The sequence below is a fragment of the Streptomyces sp. NPDC030296 genome (assembly GCF_055572815.1).
Window position 1 is genome coordinate 316,499 of the sequence record NZ_JBVICQ010000010.1, and the last position, 20,956, is coordinate 337,454.

Annotated in this window: 18 protein-coding genes and 1 pseudogene; 10 read left to right on the forward strand and 9 right to left on the reverse strand. The window is 72.4% G+C overall.

Translation table 11 applies throughout. The features are described from left to right. Positions 1 to 105: 105 nt before the first annotated feature. The 3 genes from ACZ4Z3_RS28730 to ACZ4Z3_RS28740 all read right to left on the reverse strand — a co-directional run bounded on the left by ACZ4Z3_RS28730 (position 106) and on the right by ACZ4Z3_RS28740 (position 4,139). Positions 106 to 915 carry an MBL fold metallo-hydrolase gene (locus ACZ4Z3_RS28730; RefSeq protein WP_468503742.1) on the reverse strand — a complete coding sequence of 270 codons (810 nt, stop codon included), beginning with the start codon at positions 913 to 915 and terminating at the stop codon, positions 106 to 108. 129 nt (positions 916 to 1,044) lie between these two features. Beyond that, a complete protein-coding gene (locus ACZ4Z3_RS28735; RefSeq protein WP_468503743.1) occupies positions 1,045 to 2,763 on the reverse strand; it encodes a sensor histidine kinase in 1,719 nt (572 codons plus the stop codon). Between the two features lie 305 nt (positions 2,764 to 3,068). Next, entirely contained in the window at positions 3,069 to 4,139 is a 1,071-nt protein-coding gene (locus ACZ4Z3_RS28740; protein ID WP_468503744.1) for a zinc-dependent alcohol dehydrogenase family protein, read from the reverse strand. A gap of 183 nt (positions 4,140 to 4,322) precedes the next feature. Here ACZ4Z3_RS28740 and ACZ4Z3_RS28745 point away from each other — a divergent pair, with 183 nt between their 5' ends. Then, positions 4,323 to 4,700, forward strand: a complete 378-nt coding sequence (locus ACZ4Z3_RS28745) for an STAS domain-containing protein (protein ID WP_468503745.1) — start codon at positions 4,323 to 4,325, stop codon at positions 4,698 to 4,700. A gap of 68 nt (positions 4,701 to 4,768) precedes the next feature. On the opposite strand, the gene ACZ4Z3_RS28750 is transcribed toward ACZ4Z3_RS28745, so the two are convergent. Then, positions 4,769 to 7,150, reverse strand: a complete 2,382-nt coding sequence (locus ACZ4Z3_RS28750; protein ID WP_468503746.1) for a phosphoketolase family protein — start codon at positions 7,148 to 7,150, stop codon at positions 4,769 to 4,771. Between the two features lie 49 nt (positions 7,151 to 7,199). Here ACZ4Z3_RS28750 and ppk2 point away from each other — a divergent pair, with 49 nt between their 5' ends. The 6 genes and pseudogenes from ppk2 to ACZ4Z3_RS28780 all read left to right on the forward strand — a co-directional run bounded on the left by ppk2 (position 7,200) and on the right by ACZ4Z3_RS28780 (position 11,754). Next, entirely contained in the window at positions 7,200 to 8,003 is an 804-nt protein-coding gene (gene ppk2 / locus ACZ4Z3_RS28755) for a polyphosphate kinase 2 (RefSeq protein ID WP_468503747.1), read from the forward strand. Positions 8,004 to 8,399: 396 nt separating this feature from the next. Then, the gene (locus ACZ4Z3_RS28760) at positions 8,400 to 9,101 is read left to right on the forward strand and encodes a response regulator (RefSeq protein ID WP_468503748.1); all 702 of its coding nucleotides are present in this window, start codon (positions 8,400 to 8,402) and stop codon (positions 9,099 to 9,101) included. Positions 9,102 to 9,201: 100 nt separating this feature from the next. After that, the gene (locus ACZ4Z3_RS28765) at positions 9,202 to 9,612 is read left to right on the forward strand and encodes a pyridoxamine 5'-phosphate oxidase family protein (protein ID WP_468503749.1); all 411 of its coding nucleotides are present in this window, start codon (positions 9,202 to 9,204) and stop codon (positions 9,610 to 9,612) included. A gap of 343 nt (positions 9,613 to 9,955) precedes the next feature. Next, positions 9,956 to 10,132, forward strand: a pseudogene (locus ACZ4Z3_RS28770) (hemin transporter); the annotation flags it as partial. 100 nt (positions 10,133 to 10,232) lie between these two features. Further along, positions 10,233 to 10,835 (forward strand): cysteine hydrolase family protein, encoded by a 603-nt coding sequence (locus ACZ4Z3_RS28775; RefSeq protein ID WP_468503750.1) that lies wholly within the window; start codon positions 10,233 to 10,235, stop codon positions 10,833 to 10,835. A 10-nt stretch (positions 10,836 to 10,845) separates the two neighbouring features. Further along, positions 10,846 to 11,754: a GlxA family transcriptional regulator gene (locus ACZ4Z3_RS28780; protein ID WP_468503751.1), complete on the forward strand. Its 909-nt coding sequence runs from the start codon at positions 10,846 to 10,848 to the stop codon at positions 11,752 to 11,754. 21 nt (positions 11,755 to 11,775) lie between these two features. Here ACZ4Z3_RS28780 and ACZ4Z3_RS28785 read toward each other — a convergent pair whose 3' ends face one another. Further along, a complete protein-coding gene (locus ACZ4Z3_RS28785; protein ID WP_468503752.1) occupies positions 11,776 to 12,303 on the reverse strand; it encodes a MarR family winged helix-turn-helix transcriptional regulator in 528 nt (175 codons plus the stop codon). Positions 12,304 to 12,439: 136 nt separating this feature from the next. Between ACZ4Z3_RS28785 and ACZ4Z3_RS28790 the strand changes: the two genes are divergently transcribed. Next, on the forward strand, positions 12,440 to 12,955 hold the full coding sequence (locus tag ACZ4Z3_RS28790; RefSeq protein ID WP_468503753.1) for a YceI family protein: 516 nt from the start codon (positions 12,440 to 12,442) through the stop codon (positions 12,953 to 12,955). A 141-nt stretch (positions 12,956 to 13,096) separates the two neighbouring features. Here the strand turns inward: ACZ4Z3_RS28790 and ACZ4Z3_RS28795 are convergent, their stop codons facing one another. Beyond that, entirely contained in the window at positions 13,097 to 13,786 is a 690-nt protein-coding gene (locus ACZ4Z3_RS28795) for a GAF and ANTAR domain-containing protein (RefSeq protein ID WP_468503754.1), read from the reverse strand. 197 nt (positions 13,787 to 13,983) lie between these two features. Between ACZ4Z3_RS28795 and ACZ4Z3_RS28800 the strand changes: the two genes are divergently transcribed. Then, positions 13,984 to 15,879 (forward strand): SMI1/KNR4 family protein, encoded by a 1,896-nt coding sequence (locus ACZ4Z3_RS28800; protein WP_468503755.1) that lies wholly within the window; start codon positions 13,984 to 13,986, stop codon positions 15,877 to 15,879. Positions 15,880 to 16,061: 182 nt separating this feature from the next. Then, a complete protein-coding gene (locus ACZ4Z3_RS28805) occupies positions 16,062 to 17,231 on the forward strand; it encodes a magnesium and cobalt transport protein CorA (RefSeq protein ID WP_468503756.1) in 1,170 nt (389 codons plus the stop codon). Between the two features lie 16 nt (positions 17,232 to 17,247). On the opposite strand, the gene ACZ4Z3_RS28810 is transcribed toward ACZ4Z3_RS28805, so the two are convergent. The 3 genes from ACZ4Z3_RS28810 to ACZ4Z3_RS28820 form a co-directional block, all read right to left on the reverse strand. Further along, a complete protein-coding gene (locus tag ACZ4Z3_RS28810) occupies positions 17,248 to 17,583 on the reverse strand; it encodes a YnfA family protein (protein WP_099968568.1) in 336 nt (111 codons plus the stop codon). A 73-nt stretch (positions 17,584 to 17,656) separates the two neighbouring features. Next, the gene (locus ACZ4Z3_RS28815) at positions 17,657 to 18,334 is read right to left on the reverse strand and encodes a response regulator (RefSeq protein WP_468503757.1); all 678 of its coding nucleotides are present in this window, start codon (positions 18,332 to 18,334) and stop codon (positions 17,657 to 17,659) included. After that, entirely contained in the window at positions 18,334 to 20,913 is a 2,580-nt protein-coding gene (locus tag ACZ4Z3_RS28820) for a sensor histidine kinase (protein ID WP_468503758.1), read from the reverse strand. The genes ACZ4Z3_RS28815 and ACZ4Z3_RS28820 overlap by 1 nt, the downstream gene beginning before the upstream one ends. Between the last annotated feature and the right edge of the window lie 43 nt (positions 20,914 to 20,956).

A 20,956-nucleotide genomic window follows, 5' to 3' on the forward strand; every position in this document is an offset into this window, starting at 1 on the left:
CAGTTCCCTTGTCCGGCCGTTCGCGGTCCCCTCGTCGAGGGGTAGTAGGGAACCTACGGAGCGGCGGTGCGGGAGGAACTGGTCGTCGCGGTCAAAGAGGGGGCCTCAGCGGCCAGCGGCGGGGCCGCCGGGATGCCCGGCGCGTGCCTTCTCCCACAGGATCGGGTCGTGCGCGTTGACGATGGTCAGGTCCGCGTCGCCCCGCCCGTACAGCTCGGCCAGGCGGGCGTGGTTGGCGCGGACCTTCGGGAAGTCGTGGGCGAGCAGCGCTTCCGTGGCGCGCAGGACACGCGGCACCGGGGTGCGGCCGTCGACGAGGCCGCGGTGGAAGAAGGAGTCGCCGGCGTGCAGGATCCAGCGGTCACCGGTGTCGACGGCGACGCAGGCGTGGCCGCGGGTGTGGCCCGGCAGGGAGATCAGGACGATGCCGGGGGCGATGGTGTCGAGTTCCTTGGCGGCGGCGAAGCCGCGCCAGGGCTCACCGTCGGGGGTGTGTTCGACGAGTTTCGGTCCGTGCGCCCACTGGATGGGCCGGTAGCGGTTCCGCTCCCGGCGGGACGGGGAGGTGATGGCCCCGCGGACCTCGGCCGCGGTGGTGTGCACCTGGGCGTCGGGGAAGTCGGACAGCCCGCCGATGTGGTCCAGGTCGAAGTGGGTGAGGACGATGTGCCGGACGTCCGCGCGGCGGAACCCGAGGGCCTCGACCTGGCGGGCCGCCGTCTCGTCGGCCTTGAGCACGGGCCTGAGCAGCCGGCGTGATCCTCCGAGGCGACGTCCGGGGTCGTCGATGTCGTGCAGTCCGAAGCCTGAGTCCACCAGGACCAGGCCGGTCGGCGCCTCGACGAGCAGGACGTGGCAGACCAGCCGGGCGGTGGGCGGGAGCAGGGTTCCGCAGTTGAGGTGATGGACCCTCATGGCAGTACGACCTCCGGAGGGTCGGCGTAGGGGCAACGGTGACGGGGCCTGGGGGACGGGCCTCCGGGCGGAGGCGGGGCGGGGTGGCGGTGCGCGGCGCGAGGACGACGCTCCGCCCGGCGCCGCACGTCAGGCGTGCTTGAGCGGTACGCACCACACCAGGGCGGTGCCTCCGCCCGGGGGCTCCGTGAGGTCGAACCCACCGCCGAGCTGCTCGGCGCGTTCGGCCATGTTGCGCAGTCCGCTGCGGCGGCCCTCGGCCGGGACGCCCACGCCGTTGTCGGTGACGGACAGCCGCAGCTCGTTCCCGTCGGTGGCGAGGACGACCTCGGCGCGGTCGGCCCGGGCGTGGCGGGCGATGTTGGTGAGGGCCTCGGAGAGGACGGCCACCGCGTGGTCGGCGATCTCCTTGGGCACCTCGGTGTCCAGCAGGCCCTCCATGCGCACGCTGGGAGCGAAGCCCACGACCGGCGCCGCGTCCCCGACCACTCGTACGGTGCGGGCCCGCAGGCCGGTGCCCGCCGCTCCCTCGCGGGTGCGCAGGCCGAAGATCGTCGACCTGATGATCTTGATGGTCTCGTCCAGGTCGTCCACGGCCCGCGAGACGCGTTCGGAGGCCTCGGTGTGCTCGATGAACCGGCCCGCGCTCTGCAGGGTCATCCCGGTGGCGAACAGCCGCTGAATGGCCAGGTCGTGCAGGTCCCGGGCGATCCGGTCACGGTCCTTGAGGACCGCGACCTCCTCGGCCTCCAGCCTGCGTTCCGCGAGCTCCATCGCGATGGCCGCCTGGGCGGCGAAGCCCCGCAGGAGGTCGATCTCCTTCTCCGTGAACGCCGGCCGCCCCGCCTCCCGCACCAGGAGCAGCACACCGCGGACGCCGCTCTCGCCGGTGCCGACGGGTACGGCGACGGCCGGTCCGAGGCCGGTGAAGCCCGGTGCCCCCGCCGAGACCCGTACGTCGTGGACGACGTCCGGGCTGGTGACGGCGGTCGCCCCGGCGAAGGCCTCGCCGAGGAGGCTGCCCTGCACGGGCAGGACCAGACCGTTCAGGGTCTCGGCCTCCTGGCCGAGGGCGAGTTCGACGGACAGCGAGTCCGTCTCCTCCATCGGCATCGCGACCCCGGCGAGGGCGGCGCCGGTGATCTCGCGGGCCCGGTCGGCGATCAGGCCGAGGACCTCGGTACGGTCCCCGCCGGCCATCAGACGGTGCACGATCTCGGCGTTCGCCCGCAGCCAGCGCTCACGGAGCCGGGACTCCGCGTAGAGCCGGGCGTTGTCGATCGCGACACCCGCCGCGACGGCCAGGGTGAGGGTGACCGAGACGTCCTCCTCGTCGAACTGGGCACCGCCGCGTTTCTCGGTCAGGTACAGGTTCCCGAAGACCTGGTCGCGGACCCGGATGGGGACGCCGAGGAAGGTGTTCATCGGCGGGTGGTGGGGCGGGAAGCCGTACGACGCCGGATGGTCGGAGAGCTTCGCCAGGCGCAGCGGCTCGGGGTGGCGGATCAGCTCGCCGAGGATGCCGTGGCCCTCCGGGAAGGGGCCGATCCGGGCGATCTGCTCCTCGCCCACGCCGACGGTGTGGAAGGCGGACAGACGCTTGCCGTCGGGGCCGATGACCCCGAGGGCCGCGTACTCGGCGTCGACGAGTACGGCGGCGGCCTCCACGATGCTGCGCAGGGCCTGCTCCAGGTCCAGCTCCCGGCCCACCGAGAGCACCGCCTCCAGCAGGCTGTGCACCCGGTCCCGGGTGCCGCGGGCGGCGTCCAGGCGGGCCTGGAGCTCCTCCAGCAGCTCGTCCAGCCTCAGCTGCGGCAGCCGTACCCGGGCCTCCTCCGAGCGTCCCACCTGACGGTTCCTCCGGTCCCCTGTTCGCGGACCCCACCGGTCCGGCCCCTGTGGCCAACGTAACGGTCGGCCGCGTGGCACGGTAGCGAATCCAGCCGTACCGACGGGGACCGGGCGGGCAGCTCCGCCTGCGGCGGAGGGCAGCGAACGACGCCGGGACGGGCCCCGAGGTCGGGACCTTCGGCCCCTGCGGGACGGGTGGGGTCGGAGTGACAATGGAACGAGGAGCGGCACCGATCCCCCGCGGTGTCGCTCCGTTCTCCGTAGCGGCCGGCGGCCCTCGGCGGACCGGGGTGGCGCGAGGGTCAGGCCGCGCGGACGGCGACCTCTCGGTGCGGCAGGTCGCCGAGCACCACCTTCAGGGCTCCGGTGTCGGTGGCGCGGCCGAAGACGTCGTACGCCTCCTCCATGTGGTTCAGCGGGAACGTGTGGGTGACCAGGTCCGCGGTGGGCAGGCGCCCGGCGGCGGCCATGCGCAGCAGCGTGGGGGTGGAGCTGGTGTCGACCAGGCCGGTGGTGAGGGTGACGTTCTTGATCCACAGGTCTTCGAGGTGCAGCACGGCGGGCTTGCCGTGGACGCCGACGTTGGCGACGTGGCCGCCGGGGCGCACCATGCGGGTGCACGCCTCGAAGCTCTCCGGCAGACCGACCGCCTCGATGACCACGTCGGCGCCGAGTCCGTCCGTGAGGTCGGCGACGAGCTGCTCGGGGTCCTCTCGGGCGTCGGCCACGGCGTCGGCGCCGAGCCGCTTGGCGGCCTCCAGCCGGGCCGGTGCCGGATCCACGGCGACGATCCGCTCGGGGGCGAACAGCCGCGCCGTGGCGATCGCGGCGAGACCGATGGGGCCGGCCCCGACGACGGCGACGGTGTCCCCGGGCCGCACGTGCCCGTTGAGCACACCCACCTCGTAGGAGGTCGGGAAGATGTCCGCGAGGAGCACGGCGTCCTCGTTGCCGACCGTGCTGGGCAGTACGTGGACGGACAGGTCGGCGTGGGGGACGCGGACGTACTCGGCCTGGGTGCCGTCGATCAGATGGCCGAGGATCCAGCCCCCGCCGCCCCGGCACTGCCCGTAGGCGCTCTCCCGGCAGAATCGGCAGCGGCCGCAGGCGCTGATGCAGGAGACGAGGACGCGGTCGCCGGGGCGTACGGTCCGGACGTCGCCGCCGACCTCGACGATCTCGCCGACGGCCTCGTGGCCGAGGACCGTGCCGGGACGCACGTCGGGGACGTCGCCCTTGAGGATGTGCAGATCCGTGCCGCAGATGGTCACGGCGTCGACCCGTACGACCGCGTCGGTCGGGTCCTTGAGCGCGGGGTCCGGGATGTCCTGCCAGGCCGACTGCCCGGGTCCGTGGAAGACGAAGCCTTTCATGACGCTCCTCACCGTCCTTCTGCGCATGCCGGGAAAATCCCCTACATCCAGCTTGTCCGCTGGACGCGGACCTCGCACGGTCCCGCCCGGGCCCTCGTGCCGGATCCCGGTCCTGTTCGGGCCGGCACAAAGGGGACCGAACGGCCCTACCGCCGACCCGGTCAGCAGGGCTTGTCTCATCCCATGGACGAGAACGACACCGGGTCCGCGCCGTACCGCACCCACCGCACCTCCGGCGGCGCGACCGTCGTGACACTGCGGGGCGAGATAGACGTCGTGACGGCTCCCGCGCTCGCGGCCCGTCTGGACGCCCTGACCTGCCGTCCCCACCCCGACCTGGTGCTGGACCTGCGCCCGGTCGACTTCATCGACTGCTCCGGGCTCGGTGTGCTGTGCCGGGCCCGCAATCGCGCGCGGGACCAGCACGGGCGGCTCCACCTGGTCACCGACGACTCCGGCTTCCTGAGGCTGCTGCGCTGCACCGGCCTGACCGACGTGTTCGAGGTGCGTCCCCGGCTGCCCGGGGAGCCGGCGGGCCCGGTGCCCGCCGCGGCCCGCTGAACCATCCGCGTACGGCGACGGCCGGCGATCCACCGATGGAAGGCGTTTCCACCGGTGGACGGCGGCCGTCAGGCGTTCCAGGTCCAGTCGGCGACCTCGGGCAGGTCGGTGCCGTGCTCGCGGATCCAGGCGTGGTGGCGGGTCCGGGCGTCGGCCATCCGCTGCCGAACGGCGGCGGCGCGGACGGCGAGGCCGGGGACGCGGTCGACGACGTCCATGACGAGGCGGTAGCGGTCGAGGTCGTTGCGGACGACCATGTCGAACGGTGTGGTCGTCGTGCCGGACTCCTTGTAGCCGCGGACGTGCAGGTTCTTGTGGCCGGTGCGGCGGTAGGCGAGGCGGTGGATCAGCCACGGATAGCCGTGGTAGGCGAAGATCACCGGCTTGTCGGTGGTGAACAGCCCGTCGTACTCGAAGTCGCTCATCCCGTGCGGGTGTTCCTCCCGCGGCAGCAGCCGGGTCATGTCGACGACGTTCACCACGCGCACGGCGAGTCCGGGCAGGTGCCGGCGCAGCAGTTGCGCGGCGGCCAGCACCTCCTGGGTGGGGACGTCGCCGGCGCAGGCGAGGACGACGTCGGGTTCGCCGCCGTTCTCCGTGCCCGCCCAGTCCCAGATGCCCGCGCCGCGCGCGCAGTGGGCACGGGCGGCGTCCATGGACAGCCAGTCGTAGCAGGGCTGCTTCCCGGCCACGACGACGTTGACGTAGTCCCGGCTGCGCAGGACGTGGTCCGCGACGGAGAGCAGGGTGTTGGCGTCCGGTGGCAGATAGACCCGGACGACCTCGGGGCTCTTGTTGAGGACGTGGTCGACGAAGCCGGGGTCCTGGTGGGAGAAGCCGTTGTGGTCCTGGCGCCACACATGGGAGGTGAGCAGGTAGTTGAGGGAGGCGATGGGGGCCCGCCAGGGCAGCTCGCGGGAAGTCCGCAGCCATTTGATGTGCTGGTTGACCATGGAGTCGACGATGTGGACGAACGCCTCGTAGCAGGAGAACAGGCCGTGCCGGCCAGTGAGCAGGTAGCCCTCCAGCCAGCCCTGACAGGTGTGCTCGGAGAGGATCTCCAGCACCCGGCCGTGCCGGTCCAGGTGCTCGTCCACCGGCAGCATCCCGGCCTGCCATGCCTTGCCGCTGGCGTCGAAGACGGCCTGGAGGCGGTTGGAGGCCGTCTCGTCCGGGCCGACGACGCGGAAGTCCCGGCGGGCGCGGGTGTCGTTCATGACCGCTTCCAGGAGGCCGCCGAGGACCCGGGTCGGCTCGTGGAGGGTGGCGCCGGGCTTGTCCACCGGGACGGCGAAGTCGTCGAGGGAGCGGACGGGCAGGTCGCGGACGAGGAGACCGCCGTTGGCGTGCGGGGTGGCGCCGAGGCGGCGGGGGCCTTCGGGGACGCAGGCGAGGACGTCCGGGACGGGCCGGCCGTCGGGGCCGAACAGGTCCTGCGGCCGGTACGACCGCAGCCACGCCTCCAACTGCCGCAGATGGTCCGGGTTCTCCCGTACCCCGGCCAGCGGGACCTGGTGGGCGCGCCAGGTTCCCTCGACGGGCTCCCCGTCGACCTCGGCGGGGCCGGTCCAGCCCTTCGGGGTGCGCAGGACGATCACCGGCCAGTGCACGCGCTCGGTGACGCCGTCCTCGCGGGCGGTGCGCTGCATGAGGGCGATCCGGTCGAGGGCCTCGTCGAGGGCCGCGGCCATCGCGCGGTGCACCTGCGCCGGGTCGTCGCCGGTCACATGGATCGGGACGTGCCCGTAGCCGCGCAGCAGGGTGTCCAACTCGCTCTCGGGGAGACGGGAGAGGACGGTCGGGTTGGCGATCTTGTAGCCGTTGAGGTGGAGGATCGGCAGGACCGCGCCGTCGTGCACGGGGTCGAGGAACTTGTTCGAGTGCCAGGCGGCCGCCAGCGGCCCGGTCTCCGCCTCGCCGTCCCCGATCACGCAGGCGACCAGGAGGCCGGGGTTGTCGAAGGCCGCGCCGTACGCGTGGGCCAGCGAGTAGCCGAGTTCGCCGCCCTCGTGGATGGAGCCGGGGGTCTCCGGGGCGACATGGCTCGGCACTCCGCCGGGGAAGGAGAACTGCCGGAACAGCCGCTCCATGCCCCGCTCGTCGCGCGGGACGTCGGGGTAGATCTCGCTGTAGCTGCCCTCCAGCCAGGAGTTGGCGAGCACGGACGGCCCTCCGTGGCCGGGGCCCCAGACGCACAGCGCGTCCAGTCCGCGTGCCTTGATCACGCGGTTGAGGTGGGTGTGCACGAGGTTGAGGCCGGGTGAGGTGCCCCAGTGGCCGAGGAGCCGCGGTTTGATGTGCTCCGGCCGCAGCGGTTCGGTCAGCAGGGGGTTCGCCATCAGGTAGATCTGTCCGGCGGCCAGGTAGTTGGCGGCCCTCCAGTGGGCGTCCAGGGTGCGCAGTTCGTCGTCGGAAAGTACGGTGACGTTCTGGTGTTCGACCTTGGTCATGGGTGACTCCGGAACTCATCGACGGGGGTCATTGGGCGGTGGAGGCGGCATGGCCGGCAAGAAGGCGACGAGGGTGCCGCGCGCGGCGTACGAAGAGGAACTGCTGCGTCTGCAGACGGAGTTGGTGAAGCTCCAGGAATGGGTGCGGGCGACGGGCGCCCGACTGGTCGTGATCTTCGAGGGGCGGGACGCGGCGGGCAAGGGCGGCACGATCAAGCGGGTCGCCGAGCACCTCAACCCGCGCGTCGCCCGGATCGCCGCGCTGCCGAAGCCGACGGAGCGCGAGCGCACCCAGTGGTACTTCCAGCGGTACATCCAGCACCTTCCGGCGGCCGGGGAGATCGTGCTGTTCGACCGGTCCTGGTACAACCGGGCCGGCGTCGAGCACGTGATGGGCTTCTGCACCGAGGAGGAGTACCAACTTTTCCTGCGACAGTGCCCCATCTTCGAGCGGATGCTGGTGGAGGACGGGATCCTGCTGCGCAAGTACTGGTTCTCGGTGAGCGACACCGAGCAGCAGGACCGGTTCCGCAAACGGCTGGAGGATCCGCTGCGGCGCTGGAAGCTGTCGCCGATGGACCTGGAGTCGATCTCCCGCTGGGAGGCGTACTCGCGGGCCAAGGACGCGATGATGGTGCACACCGACATCGCCGAGGCGCGGTGGTTCGTGGTGGAGAGCGACGACAAGCGGCGGGCCCGGCTGAACATGATCGCCCACCTGCTGGCCTCGGTGCCGTACCACGAGGTCCCGCCGCCGGTGCTGGACCTGCCCGAGCGTCCCGCGTCGACCGGCTACCAGCGCCCTCCGCGCGATCTGCGGACCTACGTCCCGGACCACGCGGCGAAACTCTGAACGGCGGCGCTCCGGACGTCGGCGACGCTCCGATCGGCGGGCCGCCGGGCTCACCGCCGGAGCTGTTCGTGTACGGCCATGTGCTGGTGTACGGCCATGGAGGTGCTCCCCTTCGTCCGTGGCCGGGCCGCGGCCCGGCGTCGCTCGACCTCGCGTCCTCACTCTCGCGGACCGCGGCCGACCGCGCCGGATGCCGAAGGGCCGCGACGACGGGGCCGGACGGCCCGAAGGGGGCGGGCCCGGTGGCCCCTGGCGCGGCGCCCGGGCACGCCCGCGCGCGGAGGGTGCGCTCGTGGGGGCCGATCGGCCCTAGTGCGGGCGGCACGGGCGGCGTGATGATCGGCATCATGGGCAGACCCGTGATCTGTCCTCTTCGCCGGGGAACGAGGGGCCACGATGTCCGAGCCACGTACTTTCACCGAGCAGAACCCGATCCGTGTGTTCCTGCTCGACGATCACGAGGTCGTCCGGCGGGGCCTCGCCGATCTGCTCGACTGCGAGCCGGACATCTCCGTGATCGGCGACGCCGGCACCGTCGAGCAGGCGCTGGTGCGGGCCCCGGCGCTGCGGCCCGACGTCGCCGTCCTCGACGTGCGGCTGCCGGACGGCGACGGCATCTCGGTCTGCCGTGAGCTGCGCAGCCGGATGCCGGGGCTGAGGTGTCTGATGCTGACCTCGTTCGACGACGAGGAGGCCCTGCTCGACGCGATCATGGCCGGTGCCTCCGGGTACGTCCTCAAGCAGATCAAGGGGTCGGACCTGGTCTCCGCGGTCCGTACGGTGGCCTCCGGCCAGTCGATGCTGGACCCCGCGACCACCGCCCGGCTGATGCGGTCGCTGCGGGCCGAGCCGGCGCCGGGGCCGGCCGAGCCGTCGGAGCTGGCGGCGCTGTCACCGAGGGAACGGGACATCCTGGCGCTGATCGGCGAGGGGCTCACCAACCGGGAGATCGGCAAGAGGCTCTACCTGTCCGAGAAGACCGTCAAGAACCACATCTCCCGCCTCCTGGCCAAGCTGGGCGTCCAACGCCGCGTCCAGGCCGCCGTCCTCGCCACCCACCTGGACCAGCCGGCCCCGGGCGAACACCGGCCGGGCTGAACGAAACAGTGGCCGCCCCTCAGTGGACCCCGGCCGGACGGGGTGGAGAACGGGCCGACCGGCCCTACCCGCGTTCGACTGTCGTACGGACGATGGGCTGATGGTTCAGAATGATGCGTTTCGCGTGCTCGACCGGCAGGAGTGCCTGAGACTGCTGGCCAAGGTGCCGGTCGGGCGGGTGGTCTACACCCGGCGCGCGCTGCCCGCCGTACTGCCGGTCAACTTCGCCCTCGACAGCGACGACGCCGTGCTGCTGTGCACGTCGGCCGGCTCCGACCTGGTGCGGGCGATCGACGGTGTCGTCGTCGCGTTCGAGGGCGACGAGTTCGACCCGGCCACCCGGTCCGGCTGGAGCGTCGTCGTCACCGGCCGGGCCGACGTGGTGACCGATCCCGCCGAGCACGAGCGGCTGTCCCGCACCGGCCCCGTCTCCTGGATGCCCGCACGGAACGAGGTCTTCGTGCGGATCGCGTCGGAGATGGTCACCGGCCGGGAACTCGGCACGCGCTGATCGGGCGTCGGCGCCGCGACAGGGCTCTTGGGAGGTCGTTCCGGGGCCACCCGGTCCCACGTCGGACGCACCCGTGGGCCGATGCTCCCGACTCGATGGGGCCATTGGTCCCCACTTCGCCGGTGATGGGCGAACGGCGCCGAAACGCAGTCCCTTGCCTGATACACAGAAGGCCGGCGCCCGGGACGCGGCGCCCGACCCCACCTCTTCCGCCCCTTCCTGGGAGGCCTCATGCTGTCCGCAGCCGGCCGCGCAGGCCGCGCAGGCCGACCAGGTCGAGCGGGCCGGCCGGAGCGACCGGGGCGACCAGGGCGGTGCGGAGTTGCGGAGCGGTGCGGAGTTCCGGAGCGGTCTGATGGACCTCGACGGTCTCGAACTGCCCCAGGACGCCACGGTGTTCCTGTGCGGGCCGCTGCCCTTCATGCGGGCGGTGCGCGGTCAGCTGCTGGCCGGGGGGACACCCGCCCGCAGCATCCGGTACGAGGTGTTCGGCCCCGACCTGTGGCTGCCCGGTTCCTGAGGGAGCGGGCACCCGAGGGGGGAGCGGCTGACCGGATCGGTCCGCTTCCGGACCCGATGCGGCCTGTCGCCGTCCCCTCCGCGCGGCCGAGGCTTGGGGCATGACCCGTGCACTGATCGTCATCGATGTCCAGGAGTCCTTCCGCGCCCGCCCGCTGTGGGAGGCGATCTCCGACCCGAAGATCGCCGACAAGGTCAACCGGTTGGTCCGGTTGGCCCGCCGGGCCGGTGACCTGGTGGTGTGGGTGCTGCACTCCGAACCCGGCACCGGCGGCGCCTTCGACCCGGCCCTCGGCCACGTCCGCCTGCTGGAGGAGCTGGAGCGGCCCGAGGCCGGCGAGCCGCTCGTCCACAAAACCTCGCACAACGCCTTCACCACCACCAACCTGCAGCAACTCCTCACGGAGCGCGGAGTCCGCGAACTCACCGTCTGCGGCATCCGCACCGAGCAGTGCGTCGAGACCACCGCCCGCGTCGGCAGCGACCTCGGCTATCGGGTGACCTTCGTCACCGACGCCACCGCCACCGATCCGATCCCGCACCGCGACGCGCCCGCCGACCGTAGCGTCGCCGAGCTGCTCGCCGACCCGCGCACCCTGCCCGCCGCCGAGGTGATCCGCCGCACCGAGTACGCGCTCGCGGGACGGTTCGCCACGATAGCGACGGTGGACGGGCTGGAGGCCGCGGCTCACGATCCGGCATGATGACCGGATCGTGAGCCACGTCGTGTTCTTCCTGGTGCCCGGGGTCCATCTGCTGGACCTGGCCGGCCCCGCGCAGGTCTTCTCCACCGCGGCGGACTTCGGGCAGCCCTACACCCTCCGCTACGTCGCCGAGCGGCCCCAGGTCCCCACCGCTCAGGGTCTGCCCCTGGTGGCCGGGGCCGACTGGCCGGACCTCGGGCCCGAGGACCTGATCGTGGTGCCGGGCTGGCGGACCGTCACCCTCGCCGACTCCCCGGCCATCGCCGAGGCCTCCCTGAAGGTCCTGCGGGACCACCATGCCCGGGGCGGCACGGTGGCCAGCGTCTGCGCCGGCGCGGAGGCGCTCGGGCGGGCCGGCCTCCTCAGGGGCCGCCGCTGCACCACCCACCACGATGTGCAGGACGAACTGGCCCTGCGCCATCCCGGCGCGGTCGTCGTGCGCGACGTGCTGTTCACCGCCGACGACCGGGTGATCACCTCGGCCGGTATCGCCAGCGGCATCGACCTGGCCCTGCATCTCGTCGCGGGCAGGCACGGCCCCGCCGTCGCCGCCCGGGTCGCCCGCGACATGGTCGTCTACGCCCGCCGCAACGGCCACGAGCCGCAGACGAGCGCGATGTTCCGGCACAGGTCCCACCTCGACGACACCGTGCACCGCGTCCAGGACCTCATCGACACCCGCTTCGACCGGCCGCTCCCGCTGCCGGGTCTGGCCTCGGCCGTCGGCGTCAGCGAGCGCACCCTCACCCGGATGTTCACCCGCGCCACCGGCCTCACCCCGCTCCGCTACCAGCAGACGCTGCGCCTGGAGCGCGCCGAGCACCTCATCAGCCACGGCGCCACGGTCGACGCCGCGGCGCGCTCGGTCGGCTTCGAGGACGCCCGGATGCTCCGCCGCCTGCGCGCCCGCGCGAACTGACCCGGCCCCGGGCCGCGCGGGTCACGCCGAGGCCGGGTCCGGTGCCTCGGCGGGGCTCTCGGCGACCAGGTCCGGCAGGAGCCCGCGCAGCGCCTCTCGCTGCGCGGGCCCCATGAACTCACCGAGCGCGTCGGTGACCGTCCCGGCGAGCGCGTCGGATGCCTCCTTCAGCAGGCGCCGCGCCTTCTCGGTGAGCGCGACCTGGATCCCGCGCTTGTCGCCGCACACCGAGGCACGGGCGACGAGGTCGGAGTGCTGGAGGCAGGCGATCTGGTAGGTGAGCCGGGTCTTGGGGCGGCCGAGGAGCTCCGCGATCCGGGTCATGCGCAGCCCGTCCTCGGGCTGGGTGGCCAGCAGGCACAGGACCAGGAACTCGTCGTGGGAGACGCCGAGCCGCTCCTTCACGACCGCGCGCAACCGCTGCTCCACCGCGCCCGTCGCGCCCAGCAGCAGCATCCAGGCGTGCAGCTCGACCGGCAGCAGGCCGCCGCTCCCCTGCACGGACGGGCATTCAGGCAGGTGAGCGGGGTGTTTGTCGTGTTCGGCCATGGGCCCAGTGTACCTGTTGTCCATTTTTGGAAGACCAGGTTGTCCAAATTCGAATTACGAGCTAGCTTCACTCATACAAATTTGGACGACCGCTGGATCATGACTCCCCTCATGACCGCTCGACAGGAGAAACCCCATGACCGTCGCCGTGGAAACCGGACTGTGGCAGCTCGACACCACCGCCTCCACCGTCGCCCTGCAGCACAGGACGATGTGGGGCCTGGTCACCGTGAAGGGAGCCTTCGGCACCGTCGGCGGCCAGGGCGAGGTGCGGCCCGACGGGTCCGCCGTGGGCGTCGTGACCGTCGACGCCGCCTCGCTGGACACCAGGAGCGCCAAGCGCGACGAGCACCTGAGGTCCGCCGACTTCTTCGACGTGGACCACCACCCGGAGATCACCTTCGCCGTCCGCAGCGCCGAGCTCCGGGACGGCGACACGGTGGGCGTCGTCGGCCAACTCACCGTGCGCGGCATCAGCAGGCCGCTGTCCCTCACGGCGCGCCTGACCGAGGCGAGCGCCGAAGGGGTCACCCTGGGCACCGAGTTCACCGTCGACCGGGAGCAGTTCGGCATGGGCTGGAACCAGCTCGGCATGATGCGCGGCGCGGCCACGATCACGGCGACGCTGCGCTTCGTCCGGACCGCCGCCTGAGCACACCGCCTCCGCCAGGTGTCGGGGCGCCCAGAAGGGGGACTTGGTGGGCAGACCGGGTTCAGCGGCCTTCCCCCGGGGACTGACCCGGTTCAGGCTCCTCCTGTTCAGCAGTGAGCCGGGGGAGCCGACGCCCCGAGGTCAGCCGAGGTTGCCCTGTTCGCAGACGCGGCGGGCGATCTCGCGGAGTTTGACGTTGCTCTCCTGGGAGTAGCGGCGCAGTACGTCGAACGCTTGCTCCTCGGTGAGGTGCCGGCTTCCCATCAGGATGCCCATGGCCTCCCCGATGACATGGCGGGTGGCGACCGCCTGCTCCATCTGGGCATGGGTGCGTGCGGTGGAGAAGGCGATCGCCGCGTGGGACGCCAGCAGCCAGCCGGCCAGTTCGCTCGCCTGGGTGAAGGCGCCGGGCCTACGGGAGTAGAGGTTCAGCGCGCCGAAATCCTCGTCGTCGGTGAACAGCAGGAAGCCCGTCATGCTGCCCACGCCGAGGGCGCGCGCCCGGGGCGCGAAGGCGGGCCAGCGCTGCTGCTCGGCGGTGAGGTCGGCGATACGGAAGACCCGCTCGCCCTCCGAGCTGCGGGCGGCGTCGAAGCAGGGCCCCTCCCCCAGCTGCTGCTGCAGCGCATCGCTCTCGGTGACCAGATCGTGGGTCGGCGCGAGGCTCTCCACCTTCGTGTCGTGCAGGACGAGGATGCCGGCGGCGTCGCAGCCGTCGACCAGTTCGGTTGCCGACGCAGTGATCCGCTCCAGGGTCTCCGTCACTGATTCCTGCGCGAGGAGATCCCTCGCCATCGTCGCCATCTGCTGGGCGAACCGTCCCCAGTCCACGTCGTCCTCCGCTCCTCGTCGCACGGGGAGACCACTACCCCGACTTGTGCCCGTGCGTCGCGGTGCCACCGAGGATCACGAGACGCACCGCCTCACACCACCATGCTGCGCCTACGCCGGGGCGCGGGCCACGCGTGCCCCGACGCCGTACTCGGCCGTTCGGGGCGCTGTCAGTGGGCGGTGGCAGCATCGGACGCATGACCGACATGGACAGCACGGCATTCGACTGGCAGTCCTTTCTGCGGGCGTGGAGCGGGGAGTGGGCGGACTCCGTGCCGGACGACGAGTCACGGGATGAGGAAGAGACCGCCCGGGAGACCCGTTGGCTGGGATTCCCGCCCGCGTCCGAGGAGCGGATCACGGCCATGGAGGAGCGCCTCGGGCGACGGATGCCCCCGTCGTACCGCGCGTTCCTGAGGATCAGCGACGGCTGGCGGCACGCGGGCGGGTTCGTGTGGCGGCTGGCGGGCACCGGGCACGCCCGCTGGCACGACAACGAGTCGGGACTCGCGGATTTCATCGAGGAGCACCTGGACGAGGATGCGGGGCCCGAGGAGCGGCGCGAGGCGGACGTGTGGCGGCGCGGGCTGCAGCTCGACGTCGAGTCCGACGCCACCCGCGTTCTCCTGGACCCCGGCGACGTCGACGAGCGGGGGGAATGGGCGGTGTACACGTGGGCGAGCTGGCGGGCCGCGCCACCCGAGCGGTTCGCGGACTTCGGCGCGTTCATGCGGGAGATGCACCGTGAGTTCCACCGGCTGCGGGCGCGCGGCGGCGACGGCGCCCCGGAGTTCGTCAACGACACGACGCGCGGGCTGGACGCCCGGATGGACGAGGCCCGGTCGACGGCGCTGCGCGGCGACTGGGAACGGGCCGTGAGGGTGCTGGACGAGGCCAAGGAGTACGGCAGGCCGCGCGCCGCCGGCCTGGGCGACCAGATACGGCGCCTGCTCGGGGAGACCTACATGGTCCACTTCGAGGACGTGGTGACGGACCCGAGGTACGCGCCCGACCTGCTGCCGCCACTGGTCGCCGAGCGAGCGGCGCACTCCCATCGGGGGGACACCACACTGAGGTTTTCCCTGCGGGGCGCCGACCAGGAGCTGGTGTCCCTCGCGTACGCGACGCTGGACGAGGTCAGGAGCGGTGCGTACCGGTACACGGCGGGCGGACCGTTCGGGGAGGCGGTCGAGCGGGCGCGGGAGCTGGCGCGGTGGGGCGACTCCGACGGTGCGTGGCGGACGCTGATCGACGCGGTCCCGCTGTGGGAGCCACTGGGACCGGACCACCTGGCTCCGCTGGGCTGGCTGGCCGACCCGGTACTCGGGCCGCTGCTGACCGAGGAGCGGGGCCGGGAGCTGCTGTCCACTCCCCGGGGCGGACAGTCCGGTGCGGTGCCGGAGCCGGCGGGGGCGCTCGACCCGGGCGGTCTGGCGTGGCTCGCGGAGCCTGACCCGGGCAACAACCGCGTGTCCTACCGGTTCGTGCTGGTGGAGGGGGCCGAGCCACAGGAGCTGCCCGCACGTCTCGCGGACGGTGACGGCGCCACGCTGGGTGCCCCGCGGACCCGCGGGGAGGCGCGCCGCGGAGCGCCGGCCGACCGCAGGGAGTTCCCGCCCTTCGAGGACAGGGCGCTCATGTCGGTGGGCCGGGCCGGCACCGGTTGGAGTTTCGCCTTCGACGGCGAGCCCGCCCCGTTCGACCGGCGGCGGTTCGTCTCCCCGGCCGAGGCCGCCTCCGTCGACGGCACCCGCGCGGTGGTGGTGTGGAGCGCTCTGCGGACACATCACCGGCCGTCCTTCCATCTCTCGGTGGCGCGGGACGGCGCCGAGCGGTACGCGTTCACGTACGCCGAGGGAGAAATACGGCGGAGCGGCGAGATACCACGGGCGCTGGACCCGAGCAGGTTCTTCGGCGACCGGGCGGACGGCGCGCAGGCGGAACGGGCGGTGCTGGAGGCGGTGGCGGAGGAGTTCGGCGTGTCCCTGCCCCGGCACGCCATCGTCCGGGGGCGACTGCACACCTTCACCACCCGCTCCTGGAGGCGTCCCCCCTTGGACGGAGAGATCTACACGGTCATCCGCGTGGGGTGAAGCCGTCCGCAGACACTCGCGTCTGCCGCGCTCGCGGCAGTCCGCCGCGTCGCGCGGCGGCACCACAGCACCTAGTCCCGTTGTCGCCGTCCCCTTGGCCTCACCGGCCCCGGCACGGCGAGGTGCACCCGCTCGGCACCTCCCGCGCGGCAGATTCGGGTACTCCTTCCGGAGGTGGCGTCATGTCCGAATGGCGCGTACGCGCGGCCCGCGCCGGGAAGTGGCCCCTGCGCTCCTCGGGCCACGCCGGCCGCGGCGGTACGGAGCCGGCCCCGGAGCACGCCCTGGACGCGTGGACGGAACCGGACGACGTGCCACGGGTGCCGCTGGAGCGCAGCCTGGTGGACGCGGCGGTCTACCGCGACGGACGACGCGTCGACGCCGCCGCGTCCCTGGCGGAGATCTACGAGCAGCTGCCCGGCGCGCCCGGGACGATGGCCTGGATAGGGCTGTACCGGCCGACCCCGGAGCAACTGTGGCAGGCCGCCGATCAGTTCGGGCTGCACGAGCTGGCCGTGGAGGACGCGATCGTCGCCCACCAGCGGCCCAAACTGGAGCGCTACGGGGCCACGCTGTTCGTCGTCCTGCGCTCGGCCCGCTATCTGGACGAGACGGAGGAGGTCGACTTCGGGGAGATCCACATCTTCGTCGGCCCGGAGTTCGTCCTCACCGTCCGCCACAGCCAGGTCCCGGACCTGGGTGCCGTCCGCAAACGGCTGGAGACCGACCAGGGCCTGCTGGCGATGGGCCCGGAGGCGGTGCTGTACGCGATCCTGGACGCCGTCGTCGACGGGTACGCGCCGGTGGTGGCGGGTCTGCAGAACGACATCGACGAGATCGAGACCGAGGTGTTCGGCGGCGACCCGAAGGTGTCCCGCCGTATCTACGAGCTGTCCCGTGAGGTCGTCGACTTCCAGCGGGCCACCCGTCCGCTGCTGACCATCATGCGCAGCCTGGAGGCCGGCTTCGCGAAGTACGGCACGAACGAGGAGCTGCAGCGCTATCTGCGGGACGTCGCCGACCACGCGACCACCGTCGCCGAACGCGTCGACGGCTTCCGGCAGGCGCTCGGCGACATCCTCACCGTCAACGCCACCCTCGTCACCCAGGCGCAGAACGAGGAGATGAAGGCCCTGGCCGAGGCGGGCCACGCGCAGAACAACGAGATCAAGAAGATCTCCAGCTGGGCGGCCATCCTCTTCGCGCCCACCCTCATCGGCACCGTCTACGGCATGAACTTCGACCATATGCCGGAGCTGCACTGGGTCCTCGGCTACCCCTTCGCGATCGTGCTGATGGCCCTGGTCTGCGTCAGCCTGTACGTCGTGTTCAAGCACCGGGACTGGCTGTGAGCCGCGCCGGGGAGGGTCAGTGGCCGCGGGGGGCGTACATGATGACGGCCATGCCGGCCAGGCAGATCAGCGCGCCCACGACGTCCCACCGGTCGGGGCGGTAGCCGTCGGCGACCATGCCCCAGGCGAGGGAGCCGGCCACGAAGACACCGCCGTAGGCGGCGAGGATCCGCCCGAAGTTCTCGTCGCTCTGGAAGGTCGCGACGACGCCGTACAGACCGAGGGCGATGACGCCCGCGCCGATCCAGGCCCACCCCTTGTGCTCGCGGACGCCCTGCCAGACCAGCCAGGCCCCGCCGATCTCCAGGAGGGCGGCGACGAGGAAGAGGGCGGCGGAGCGAGCGACGGTCATGGGCGCGACACTACCGACGGGGGCGTACCGCCCCTCCCGGCAGTCCTCCAGGACTCGCCCTGCCTCGGCGCCGTCAGCGCTCGAAGCGGTATCCCATCCCCGGCTCCGTGATGAAGTGCTTCGGGTGCGACGGGTCCGCCTCCAGTTTCCGGCGCAGTTGTGCCATGTAGACCCGGAGGTAGTTCGTCTCCTTGCCGTACGACGGGCCCCAGACCTCCTGGAGCAGCTGCTTCTGGCTGACCAGGCGGCCGGTGTTGCGCACCAGCACCTCCAGCAGCTGCCACTCGGTCGGGGTGAGGCGTACGTCCTCGCCGCCCCGGTTGACCTTCTTCGCGGCCAGGTCCACGGTGAACCCGGCGGTCTCCACCAGGACGTCCTCGCCGACGGTGGGTTCGGCGCGGCGGACGGCCACCCGCAGCCGGGCGAGGAGTTCGTCCATGCCGAACGGCTTGGTGACGTAGTCGTCGGCGCCCGCGTCGAGCGCCTCGACCTTCTCGTCCGAGGTGTGCCGGGCGGACAGCACGATGATCGGCACCCGGGTCCAGCCGCGCAGGCCCCTGATGACGTCGACGCCGTCCATGTCGGGCAGCCCCAGGTCGAGGACGACCACGTCGGGGTGGCGGGAGGCGACGAGCTGAAGGGCGGTGGCTCCGTCGGACGCCGCGTCGACGTCGTACTTGCGCGCCTTGAGGTTGATCACGAGCGCGCGCACGATCTGTGGCTCGTCGTCGATCACGAGCACCCGGGTCATCAGGTCTGCCTCTCGGTGGGTACCAGGTGGTGCGGCCCCGCGGTCGCCGCCGGTACGGGCTGCCGGGGTCCGGTGCCCGTTCCCGCGGCGCGGAGGGTCAGGACCATTGTGAGGCCGCCGCCGGGGGTGTCCTCCGCGGTGAGGGTGCCGCCCATGGCCTCGGCGAAGCCGCGGGCGACCGCGAGGCCCAGGCCGACCCCGGCGCCGCGCGGGGCGTCGCCGTGCCGCTGGAAGGGCTCGAAGATGCGGCCCTTCGCCTCGTCGGGGACGCCGGGACCGCGGTCCACGACCCGGACCTCCACCCGGTCGGCCAGGGCGCTGGCCGCGACCACGACCGGCTCGCCCCGGGGGCTGTACTTGACGGCGTTCTCGACGACGTTGGCGACGACCCGCTCCAGGAGCCCCTTGTCCGTGACGACCATGGGCAGGCTCTCCGGCACGTCCAGGACGACCGCCGACCCGGGGTCCGGTATGCCGCCCATCGCCATGGGCACCACCTCGTCCAGGTCGGTCTCCGTCATGAGCGGGGTGACGGTGCCGGTCTGCAGGCGCGACATGTCCAGCAGATTGCCCACGAGGTGGTCGAGACGGTCGGCACCGTCCTCGATCGCCGCCAGCAGCTCGGCCCGGTCCTCCTCGGACCACTCCACGTCGTCCGAGCGCAGCGACGACACCGACACCTTGATCCCGGCGAGCGGGGTGCGCAGGTCGTGGCTGACGGCGGCCAGCAGAGCGGTGCGGATGCGGTTGCCCTCGGCGAGTTCCTTGGCCCGGTCCGCCTCCTGCCGAAGCCGTTGACGGTCCAGGACCACGGCGGCCTGGGCGGCGAAGGCGGCCAGCACCCGGCGGTCGGAGGCGGGCAGCACCCGCCCGGACAGCGCGAGCGCCATGTGGTCGCCGACGGGCATGTCGACGTCCGCCTCCTCGGGGCTCCCGGCGGGACGAGGGCCCACGCTGCCGGCGCGTATCCAGGGATCGACGTCGCTGGTCCGTTCCAGCAGCGCCGCCGACTCCATGGCGAAGGTCTCCCGGACGCGTTCCAGCAGCGCCTCCAGACTGGTCTCACCGCGCAGCACACTGCCGGCCAGGAAGGAGAGGATCTCCGACTCCGCGCGCAGCCGTGCCGCCTGGTGGGTGCGCCGTGCCGCCAGGTCCACGACCGACGCCACCGCCACCGCCACCCCCACGAAGATCACGATGGCGAGGATGTTCTCGGGGTCGGCGATCGTGAGCGTGTGGAAGGGCGGGGTGAAGAACCAGTTCAGCAGCACACAGCCCACCACGGCCGAGGCGAGCGCCGGGAGCAGACCGCCGAGCAGGGCCGCCGCCACCGTCAGTGCCAGGAACAGCAGCATGTCGTTGGCCAGGCCGGCGTCGGGCCCGAGCTGGAGCAGCAGGGTGAGCAGGACGGGCCCCACGACGCCGACGAGCCAGCCTGCGACGATCCGTGCCCGGCCGAGCCGGGCGCCGCGCGCCACCGGCAGCCCGCGCCCCTTGCCCGCCTCGTCGTGGGTGATCAGATGGACGTCCAGGTCGGGGCCCGAGTCGCGGGCCACCGTCGCGCCCACGCCCGGCCCGAACACGTACTGCCGGCTCTTGCGGCGCGAGACACCCAGCACGATCTGGGTGGCGTTCACCCCGCGCGCGAAGTCCAGCAGCGCCGCCGGGATGTCCTCGCCCACGACGTGGTGGAAGGTGCCGCCCAGGTCCTCCACCAGGGTGCGCTGGACGGCCAGTTCCTTGGGCGAGGCGGAGGTCAGCCCGTCGCTGCGGGCGATGTAGACGGCCAGGACCTCGCCGCCCGCGCCCTTCTCCGCCAGCCGGGCCGCCCGCCGCAGGAGGGTGCGTCCCTCGGGACCGCCGGTCAGGCCGACGACGATGCGCTCCCGCGAGCCCCATATCGTCGACACCCGGTGCTCGCTGCGGTACTCCGTCAGGTACTCGTCGACCCGGTCGGCCACCCACAGCAGGGCCAGCTCCCGCAGGGCGGTGAGGTTGCCGGGGCGGAAGTAGTTGGACAGCGCCGCGTCGACCTCGTCCGGCTTGTAGACGTTGCCGTGCGCCATGCGCCGCCGCAGCGCCTGCGGGTCCATGTCGACCAGTTCGATCTCGTGGGCGCGGCGCACCGTCTCGTCCGGCACGGTATCCCGCTGCCGCACTCCCGTGATCGACTCCACCACGTCGCCCAGTGACTCCAGGTGCTGGATGTTCACCGTGGAGATGACGTCGATCCCGGCCGCCAGCAGTTCCTCCACGTCCTGCCAGCGCTTGGTGTTGCGGGAGCCGGGCACATTGGTGTGGGCGAGTTCGTCGACCAGCGCCACCCGCGGGCGCCGTGCGAGGACCGCGTCGACGTCCATCTCCGTGAAGACCGTACCGCGGTACTCCAGCTCGCGGCGCGGGACCTCCTCCAGACCGTGCAGCATGACCTCGGTGCGCGGCCGCCCGTGGTGCTCCACGAAGGCCACCACGCAGTCGGTGCCGCGTTCGGTCCGGCGGTGCGCCTCGGACAGCATCGCGTACGTCTTGCCGACGCCCGGCGCCGCGCCGAGGTAGATCCTGAGCTTCCCGCGTGCCATGGTCTCGTCTCTGCTCTCGTCTGCTGTCGTGCGCGGTTCCGGC